Source organism: Polaribacter sp. HL-MS24, assembly GCF_032758595.1.
GTDB lineage: Bacteria > Bacteroidota > Bacteroidia > Flavobacteriales > Flavobacteriaceae > Polaribacter.
In genome coordinates, this window is sequence record NZ_CP136415.1 from 1,857,604 (window position 1) to 1,867,500 (window position 9,897).

At 36.8% G+C, this 9,897-nt stretch carries 6 protein-coding genes, 2 tRNA genes, 2 rRNA genes and 1 pseudogene (1 of these 11 only partly in view); 4 read left to right on the forward strand and 7 right to left on the reverse strand.

Going from position 1 to position 9,897, the window contains the following annotated elements; genetic code table 11:
* Positions 1-2: 2 nt before the first annotated feature.
* The 7 genes and pseudogenes from RRF69_RS08790 to thrS all read right to left on the reverse strand — a co-directional run bounded on the left by RRF69_RS08790 (position 3) and on the right by thrS (position 6,811).
* Positions 3-1,265: a glucose-1-phosphate adenylyltransferase gene (locus RRF69_RS08790; protein ID WP_316939442.1), complete on the reverse strand. Its 1,263-nt coding sequence runs from the start codon at positions 1,263-1,265 to the stop codon at positions 3-5.
* A gap of 3 nt (positions 1,266-1,268) precedes the next feature.
* Positions 1,269-2,669, reverse strand: a complete 1,401-nt coding sequence (locus RRF69_RS08795) for a glycogen/starch synthase (RefSeq protein ID WP_316939443.1) — start codon at positions 2,667-2,669, stop codon at positions 1,269-1,271.
* Between the two features lie 109 nt (positions 2,670-2,778).
* Positions 2,779-3,357, reverse strand: a complete 579-nt coding sequence (locus RRF69_RS08800; RefSeq protein ID WP_316939444.1) for a hypothetical protein — start codon at positions 3,355-3,357, stop codon at positions 2,779-2,781.
* 82 nt (positions 3,358-3,439) lie between these two features.
* Positions 3,440-3,783: pseudogene (gene rplT / locus RRF69_RS08805) on the reverse strand (50S ribosomal protein L20).
* A gap of 130 nt (positions 3,784-3,913) precedes the next feature.
* Positions 3,914-4,108: a 50S ribosomal protein L35 gene (gene rpmI, locus RRF69_RS08810; RefSeq protein WP_316939445.1), complete on the reverse strand. Its 195-nt coding sequence runs from the start codon at positions 4,106-4,108 to the stop codon at positions 3,914-3,916.
* 118 nt (positions 4,109-4,226) lie between these two features.
* On the reverse strand, positions 4,227-4,724 hold the full coding sequence (gene infC, locus RRF69_RS08815; RefSeq protein WP_316941128.1) for a translation initiation factor IF-3: 498 nt from the start codon (positions 4,722-4,724) through the stop codon (positions 4,227-4,229).
* Positions 4,725-4,870: 146 nt separating this feature from the next.
* Complete coding sequence (gene thrS, locus RRF69_RS08820) at positions 4,871-6,811, reverse strand: threonine--tRNA ligase (RefSeq protein ID WP_316939446.1); 1,941 nt, start codon at positions 6,809-6,811, stop codon at positions 4,871-4,873.
* 915 nt (positions 6,812-7,726) lie between these two features.
* Here thrS and RRF69_RS08825 point away from each other — a divergent pair.
* The 4 genes from RRF69_RS08825 to RRF69_RS08840 form a co-directional block, all read left to right on the forward strand.
* Positions 7,727-9,245 (forward strand): 16S ribosomal RNA (locus tag RRF69_RS08825).
* An 84-nt stretch (positions 9,246-9,329) separates the two neighbouring features.
* Positions 9,330-9,403: transfer RNA gene (locus RRF69_RS08830), tRNA-Ile, on the forward strand.
* Between the two features lie 137 nt (positions 9,404-9,540).
* Positions 9,541-9,614, forward strand: a tRNA-Ala gene (locus tag RRF69_RS08835).
* Between the two features lie 177 nt (positions 9,615-9,791).
* Positions 9,792-9,897, forward strand: a 23S ribosomal RNA gene (locus RRF69_RS08840); it runs 2,812 nt beyond the window's last position.
* The 16S and 23S rRNA genes sit together here with 2 tRNA genes alongside, the layout of an rRNA operon.

The following is a 9,897-nucleotide window of genomic DNA, read 5'->3' on the forward strand; positions in this document are numbered from 1 at the left end:
ATTTATATAACAGTTCCTTTTTCAATTGTTGCTCCTTTTTTAATGACGACGATTCCGTCTTTTATAAAATAGGTGTCGGTTTCTGCTTCTTTCAAATGCTTGCCACCATTTATTCGTACATCATCTCCTATTCGAACATTTTTATCAATAATACAGTTATTGATATAGCAGCGATCTCCAATACCCAATAGAACAGGAATATTATTTTTTTCAATTTCTTCTAGGGTCTCATATTTGTCATTCCCCATCATATAGGTATTTAAAATAGTAGATTGTTTTCCAATCCTTGAGCGGATACCAATCACACATCTTTCAATTTTTGCAGCTAGGATAATACAGCCATCGGCAATAATTGATTTATTTAATAAGGTTCCAGAAATTTTTGAGGTAGGTAAGATTCGTGCTCTTGTATAAATACGATTTTCATCGTACAAATTAAATTTTGGAACATCGTCGGTCAGTCCTAAGTTAGCCTCAAAAAAAGAATCGATATTTCCAATGTCGGTCCAGTAACCTTCGTATGAATAACTAATAGTTTTATGATTATTGATGGCTTGTGGAATGATTTCCTTTCCAAAATCAATGGTTTTCGGGTCATTCATTAATTCAACCAACAAATCCTTATTGAAAATATAAATCCCCATAGAAGCCAAATAGTTTCGGTCTTCTTTTTTCATTTCAGCACTTACTTCTGAGGTCCAATCGGGTAATAGTTTAGCGTCTGGTTTTTCAATAAATGAAGTAATTGTATGGTGCTTATCGGTTTTTAAAATCCCAAAAGATGTAGCGTCTTTCGCATTTACAGGATAGGTAGCAATAGAAATTTCTGCATTGCTTTCTTCATGCCTTTTGATCATGTCTTGAAAATCCATATTGTACAGCTGATCTCCAGAAAGGATCAATGCATATTTGAAATCATTTTGCAAAAAATGATGCATGCTTTGTCTTACTGCATCGGCAGTTCCTTGAAACCATTTATCACTTTGCATGGTTTGCTCTGCGGCTAGAACATCCACAAAGGCAGAACTAAAGAAGCTAAAGTGATAGGTGTTTTTTATGTGTTGATTTAATGACGCCGAATTGAATTGTGTTAGGACATACATTCTTTTAATCCCTGAATTGATACAATTGGAAATAGGAATGTCTACCAATCGATATTTACCTGCAATAGGGACTGCTGGCTTGGATCGGTCAGCTGTTAATGGGTAGAGTCTAGATCCTTGACCACCTCCTAAAATAATGGATAGTACTTTATCATTAATCATAATTTATAATTTTAAGGATTTGTATAATTGAACATATTCTTTTGCCGAATGACTCCATGAATAATCTATGGATAGTATTGATCTTGAGTTTTTTTGAAATCTCTTTTTATCGGTGTAAAATAATGCTGCTTTTGAAATGGCTGCGGTTACTTTATCGATTGAAACCCCGTCATGGCAGATTCCATATCCTCCATCTTCGATGTCGATGACTGTGTCTTTCAATCCTCCGATGGAATTTACAATGGGTGTTGTTCCGTATCGTAGGGCATACATTTGATTTAAACCACAGGGTTCAACCCTGGAGGGCATTAATAAGAAATCAGCTCCAGCATAAATAATATGTGCCAATGTTTCGTCATATCCTATAAATGAATTGTAATCTGCATGTGAATTGAGTGTAGCCAATTGCTGTTCTGTTTCTTTATGTCCTGAGCCTAAGAGTAATATTGAAATTGTATTTTCTTTTAAAGATTTTTTAAAAATATCAAAAAACAAATCAGCTCCTTTTTCTCCAACTAATCTGCCGATAAAACAGAATAAGGGTTTGTTTTTATCCAAATTAAATTTTTCACATAACCATTTCTTATTGGCTTTCTTTCCTGAAACAACGGTGGTTTTTGAAAAGTTTTTGATAAGTTTTGGATCTCTCTCTGGGTCCCAAACATTCCAGTCAATTCCATTGATAATTCCAACACATTTATCACTTTCATGGCTTAGTAAAGCTTCAAGGCCATTTGCGTTTAGCTTGAGTTCTTCCATATAGGATGGAGAAACGGTAGTCACACTCCAAGCACATTTGATGGCGCAAGCCAATGGATTGATGCTTCCATCCCAATCTAATAATCCTATATTTTTTTTATCAAATGAAGGAATTAAAAACGTTTTTTCATGGGAGAACCATCCTTGATATTGTGCATTGTGAATGGTCAAAACCGTTGGAATCTCTTTTAGCGTTTTATACCGAAAACTCTGTGAGATCATAAAAGGAATTAATCCAGTATGATGATCGTGTGTGTGGAGTATATCGGGTTTTTCTTTTAAGGTTAGCAACCAATCTAATGTTGCAATTTGAAAAGCTAAAAAGCGTTCCGTATCATCATTTGAATAAACATATTCTGTATACAGTAATTCTGTAATGTCAACACAAAATAAATCAAAGCCCAATGTGCTATTGAGTAGCTTTAAAATTCGAAACCCATATGAGGTTTCTCCCAATTGAAGGTTGCCAGTGAATATTACTTCAAAAGTATGTTCTTGGTTAAAACGATTGTTAAAGAATGGAATTACAACATTGCTGTTGGTACCCAGCTCTTTTTGATAGTTGGGTAATGCACCTACAACATCGGCTAAACCGCCTACTTTAGCAATTGGAAAACATTCTGCACTTATATGTAATATATTCACGGTTGTGTATTCAAATTAATCTTGAATCTAAATCTACGAAATATTAATACATAAAAAAAGTGCTTTTTAATAATTTAGAGAAATTTGTTAAAATTCAGCAGGAATAAAACTATACATTACGTTGTTTATTTATTTCGTCTTGTAATTGTCTTCTTAGTTTTTGTTCGCGCTCTAGTGCTTTTTTACGTTGAATCGCCAATTCTTCTTCTGCTTCCTTCAATTGTATTTTTGCAGCATTGGTCAAAAAGATATTGTTTTTGTATTTAAAGATAAAGTATATTAAGCTACATAAAAGCATCAGAATTAATGACCACAGAAACAGGCTGTAATTTGTTTTACTTACTGGAGATCCAAAGAGTGAAACGGTATTTTCGTTTTGAATCGCATTTTTCAATGCTGTTTGTGTTTTACTTTCTTTAGCCTTTAAGCTACTAAGGTTCTGTTTTTCAATTTTCAATAGCCCTTTTTCTTCAGCCAATTGTTTTTTGTAAAGTTCTATACTGTCTAAGGTTTGAAGTTTTAAATTTTGAAACAGTTCTTTACTGATTACTTTATATTCTTGATAACTACTTGATTTTTTATAAAGATTATCAAATTGATTTTCGATTGTTTTGGCTGACTCAAGAGTCTCCTGAGCGTTTACGATTCCACTCAGACAAATCGCTACGATGATTAAAATTGTTTTCATTTCAGTTTTTTTAGAGACATAAAGTTAATAAAAAAACCCAAACAAAGGTTTGGGTTTTTTATATATAAGCAAGTATTATTAATTATTTAATTTTCTCGACAACAGCCTTAAACGTTTCTGGGTTGTTTACAGCTAAATCGGCTAAAACCTTTCGGTTTAATTCGATGTTATTTGCTTTCACTTTTCCCATAAACTGTGAATAAGACATTCCGTGTAAACGTGCTGCTGCGTTGATACGCACAATCCATAATGAACGAAAGTTTCTCTTATTGTTTTTACGGTCACGGTATGCATAAAGCATTCCTTTTTCAACCGCATTTTTAGCTACTGTATAAACGTTTTTTCTACGTCCAAAGTACCCTTTTGCTGCCTTCAAGATTTTTTTCTTCTTTTTCTTGAGGCTACTGAATTTACTGATCTTGGCATAATTTAATTGTTTTTTGTAGTTGGCGATTGATTACTTAAAAATTTTGAGTGAACCTCAATACTTCTCTATGCACAATTCTTCTATTTTGCCAAACTCCATGGTTATTGATAAAATTCCCTAATTAACTAATTATATAGCTAATTGTTGTTTGATGTTTGAAACATCTGACTTATGTACCAAGGTATCATGAGTCAATCTTAGCTTACGTTTTTTAGACTTCTTTGTTAAGATGTGACTTTTAAACGCGTGCTTTCTTTTGATTTTTCCAGAACCAGTAACTTTAAATCGTTTTTTGGCACTAGATTTGGTTTTCATTTTAGGCATTTCTCCTTCGTTTTTAACTTGCTTATTATTTTTCTAGTTTTCTATTTGAAATTAGATGTTCAAAAATTAAGAATCTTCTATTTAACAAATTGCTACTTCTCTTTTTTATATTTCAGTACTACTTGGCCTTTTTTGGAGCGATGAACATAATCATTCGCTTTCCTTCCAACCTTGGCAGTTGTTCAACTTTACCGTATTCTTCAAGCTCTTGAGCCAGCTTCAATAATAGAATTTGTCCTTGCTCCTTAAAGATGATAGATCTTCCTTTAAAGAAAACAAATGCTTTTAATTTTGCTCCTTCTTGTAAAAACTTTACTGCATGTTTTTTCTTAAATTCATAATCGTGCTCATCAGTCTGTGGTCCAAAACGAATTTCCTTTACAATTACCTTTGTGGCTTTTGATTTCAGAACTTTTTCACGTTTCTTTTGCTCATACATGAACTTTTTGTAATCTATAATTTTACAAACAGGGGGTACAGCTTTTGGTGATATTTCAACTAAGTCTAACTCTTGCTCAGCGGCAAGTTCTTTAGCCTTGTCCAATGAATAGACACCTACTTCTATATTTTCGCCAACTAAACGAACTTCATTAACGTATTTAATTTTGTCGTTGATTCTGTGTTGGTCTTCTTTGATTACTCTTAAAGGTCGTTTAGACCTTGATCTCCTGATTGCTATGGCTTATGATTTTAAAATTAAACAGTGGTTATTTTGCACAACCTTATTTTTATTAAACTTTGGTAAAGTTAAATCTAAAATAGTTAAAACGCTACTAAAGTCTTACTTACTTCTTTATTGATAAAGATAACAAATTCTTCCAAAGTAAATGTTCCTAAATCTCCTTCTCCGTGTCTTCGTACAGAAATGGTTCCTTCTTCTTCTTCTTTTTCGCCTACAATAATCATGAATGGAATCTTGCTAACTTCTGCATCTCGAATCTTACGACCCGTTTTTTCATTTCGACTGTCTACGAGGGCGCGAATTTCGGAATTTTCTAACGATTCTAAAACTTTTTCCGAATATTTTTGATATTTCTCGCTGATTGGCAATACAATAACCTGTTCTGGGGTCAACCAAAGCGGAAAATTTCCGCCTGTATGTTCCAGCAGCACTGCAATAAAGCGCTCCATTGAGCCAAAAGGTGCCCTGTGAATCATTACGGGTCTGTGTAGCTGATTATCGGCTCCTTTATAGGTCAAATCGAAGCGTTCTGGTAAATTATAGTCTACTTGGATCGTACCAAGTTGCCAATTTCTGCCCAAAGCGTCCTTTACCATGAAGTCCAATTTAGGACCATAAAAGGCTGCTTCTCCTTCTTCAATTACAAAATCCAAGCCCTTGTCTTTGGCGGCATTGATAATTGCATTTTCTGCAATTTCCCAAGTAGCCACATCTCCAATATACTTGTCTGGATTCTTGGGGTCTCTGATCGAAACTTGCGCTGTAAAATCTTCAAATCCTAATGATTTAAATACATACAAAACCAAATCAATCACATCTTTAAACTCTTGATCCAACTGTTCTGACGTACAAAAAATATGTGCATCATCTTGTGTAAACCCTCGTACTCGTGTTAAACCGTGTAATTCACCACTCTGTTCATATCGATATACCGTGCCAAATTCTGCAAAACGCTTTGGTAAATCTTTATAGGAATAGGGTTTGAAATTGTATACTTCGCAGTGATGGGGGCAATTCATGGGTTTCAATAAAAATTCCTCATCCATCTTAGGCGTTTTTATCGCTTGAAAACTATCTTCTCCATACTTTTCATAATGTCCAGAAGTTACATACAATTCTTTCTGTCCTATATGTGGTGTCATCACCATCTCATAGCCCGCTTTCTTTTGTGCTTTTTTTAGGAAATTCTCCAATCGAGATCGCAAAGCGGCACCTTTTGGTAACCATAAAGGTAAACCTGCCCCTACTTTTTGAGAAAAGGTAAACAATTCGAGTTCTTTTCCTAATTTTCTGTGATCACGTTTTTTTGCTTCTTCTAATAATTCCAAATATTCAGTGAGCATTTTTTGCTTCGGAAAAGAAATTCCGTACACACGCGTCAATTGATTATTTTTCTCGTCACCGCGCCAATATGCACCAGCAACATTCATGATCTTAACTGCTTTGATAATTCCTGTATTTGGAATGTGACCTCCTCTACATAAGTCGGTAAAATTACTATGGTCGCAGAAGGTAATCTCTCCGTCGGTTAAGTTTTCTATCAACTCAACTTTATAGGGATTGTTCTCGCCTTGATACAAAGACAATGCATCTGCTTTAGAAACAGCGCGCATGCTAAATTCGTGTTTGCCACGTGCAATCTCTAAAAAGCGATTTTCTAACTGTTTGAAATCATTTTCTGAAATCACTTCTTCGCCCAAGTCAACATCATAGTAAAACCCGTTTTCTATAGCAGGTCCTATTGTTAATTTAGCTGTAGGGTGGAAACTTAAAATAGTTTCTGCTAAAACGTGTGCAGAAGAATGCCAAAAAGCTTTCTTTCCACTGGCATCATTAAATGTATACAATATTAAAGAACCATCTGTCGTCAGTGGGGTTGAAGTTTCAACGGTTACACCGTTAAAATTTGCAGAAATAACATTTCTGGCAAAGCCTTCACTAATGTTTTTTGCAACATCCATTGGAGTACTGCCCGCAGCAAACTCCTTAATACTTCCGTCAGGTAAAGTGATTTTAATCATTGAATCTATTTCATTTGAATCCGCAAAGATATTAGAAAACAATTTTTCACACAATATATATATGTACTTATTATAACACTCATTTTTTTTGGTGTTTCCACGCTTTTTGGCGTGGTCGGGCTTTCCGCACTCGCTTCCTGCTCCTGAGCGGGAGAGCTCAAACAAATGCTTCAATCCCTAACACAGGCTACTTTGTACATGCTAAAAATAGCGAGCATCCCTAGGTTTTTCACGAACAATGCATTTTTTGGTAAAAATATTCTCAATCCAACCCTCCGATTTTCAGTGTTTTAAATGGGGTTGCAAAAAAGGATTCAAAAGAAACGAAAAAAAGTAGTTTAAAAAGGAAAAAGGTGTTGTATCTTTGCACCCGCTAATGGAAAAACGCTGGTAGTGTTTTAAGGATTAGTTGTAGTTCATTGAGAGTGTTGTTTCGTGTGTTGTTTTTTTTGAGAAGGGATTTTTAAAAACGGGAGATTTGTTATAAATTAGTTTTGTTTTTATTAGGTTTTACATCAGAACAAGTAGTATCTTTGCAGTCCGAATTTTCGGCAAGTATTTAGGGTATTGGTAGGGGTTTAAAAAAAGATAAAAAAAAGATAAAAAAAAGAATATTTTTTTATTGTCAGGTTAAAAATAAGTTTTAAGTTTGCACCCGCTAACACAAATAGCACAGACGTTCAGAGAAATTTTGGAATAACAATAAGGTCGGATTATGATTTTAAGGTTAGTTAGTTCGAGTCTAACATTTTTACAAATTACTGGATTCAGGAGATTATTTTAAGGATAATTAAAGGATTGGTAAAAGTTCATTGAAAATATTGAAATTGACAGCGTAAACAAAGAGTAGAATAACCGCATTATTAACGTAATGTAAATTCTTTTGAAACTCATTCATTCATATTATTACAATATACAATGAAGAGTTTGATCCTGACTCAGGATGAACGCTAGCGGCAGGCTTAACACATGCAAGTCGAGGGGTAACAGGGAGCTTGCTCCGCTGACGACCGGCGCACGGGTGCGTAACGCGTATAGAACCTACCTTTTACATAGGGATAGCCTTTAGAAATGAAGATTAATACCTTATAGTATTTCAGATTGGCATCAATTTGAGATTAAAGATTTATCGGTAAAAGATGGCTATGCGTCCTATTAGCTAGATGGTAAGGTAACGGCTTACCATGGCAACGATAGGTAGGGGTCCTGAGAGGGAGATCCCCCACACTGGTACTGAGACACGGACCAGACTCCTACGGGAGGCAGCAGTGAGGAATATTGGGCAATGGAGGCAACTCTGACCCAGCCATGCCGCGTGCAGGAAGACTGCCCTATGGGTTGTAAACTGCTTTTATACAGGAAGAAACCCACCTACGTGTAGGTGCTTGACGGTACTGTAAGAATAAGCACCGGCTAACTCCGTGCCAGCAGCCGCGGTAATACGGAGGGTGCAAGCGTTATCCGGAATCATTGGGTTTAAAGGGTCCGCAGGCGGTCAATTAAGTCAGAGGTGAAATCCCATAGCTTAACTATGGAACTGCCTTTGATACTGGTTGACTTGAGTCATATGGAAGTAGATAGAATGTGTAGTGTAGCGGTGAAATGCATAGATATTACACAGAATACCGATTGCGAAGGCAGTCTACTACGTATGTACTGACGCTGAGGGACGAAAGCGTGGGGAGCGAACAGGATTAGATACCCTGGTAGTCCACGCCGTAAACGATGGATACTAGTTGTTGGGCATTAGCTCAGTGACTAAGCGAAAGTGATAAGTATCCCACCTGTAGGAGTACGGTCGCAAGACTGAAACTCAAAGGAATTGACGGGGGCCCGCACAAGCGGTGGAGCATGTGGTTTAATTCGATGATACGCGAGGAACCTTACCAGGGCTTAAATGTAGTCTGACAGCTTTAGAGATAGAGTTTTCTTCGGACAGATTACAAGGTGCTGCATGGTTGTCGTCAGCTCGTGCCGTGAGGTGTCAGGTTAAGTCCTATAACGAGCGCAACCCCTGTCGTTAGTTGCCAGCATGTAAAGATGGGGACTCTAACGAGACTGCCTACGCAAGTAGAGAGGAAGGTGGGGATGACGTCAAATCATCACGGCCCTTACGTCCTGGGCCACACACGTGCTACAATGGTATGGACAATGAGCAGCCATCTGGCAACAGAGAGCAAATCTATAAACCATATCACAGTTCGGATCGGAGTCTGCAACTCGACTCCGTGAAGCTGGAATCGCTAGTAATCGGATATCAGCCATGATCCGGTGAATACGTTCCCGGGCCTTGTACACACCGCCCGTCAAGCCATGGAAGCTGGGGGTGCCTGAAGTCGGTCACCGCAAGGAGCCGCCTAGGGTAAAACTGGTAACTAGGGCTAAGTCGTAACAAGGTAGCCGTACCGGAAGGTGCGGCTGGAACACCTCCTTTCTAGAGAAAGATGGTGAGTTACAAAAGGTACATTTTACTCTTTGCTGTTAATTTTATAAAACAACAAATAATATAAGCTATTATAGTCTCGTAGCTCAGCTGGTTAGAGCGCTACACTGATAATGTAGAGGTCGGCAGTTCGAGTCTGCCCGGGACTACTAATTTTTAGGTTCAGATTTTGAGTTTAAGAAATAGTTTTGGTATTATTTGAAGGAAATTCTAGAAGTGGTTATTCACCCAACATAGTCGGTTATCGACTGCAGACTCAGCACTGTGGACTGCCCACTAGAAACACGGGGGATTAGCTCAGCTGGCTAGAGCGCTTGCCTTGCACGCAAGAGGTCATCGGTTCGACTCCGATATTCTCCACAAGATATTTTAGGTTCAGTTTATTGGATTTAGAATTGTAAAGTTCATTGACATATTGGTAAAATGATATCGTAAGAATCAAAAAGATAGAGAGTTTAGAATAGAGATATTCTAGACAGAATTTTTATAAGAATTATAAAAGAGCTCGTTGTAGTATTTATACTATAGCAAAAAGTACAATAAGTTAAGTAAGGGCGTATGGCGGATGCCTAGGCTCTCAGAGACGACGAAGGACGTGATAAGCTGCGATAAGCTACGGTGAGGGGCACATACCTTATGACCC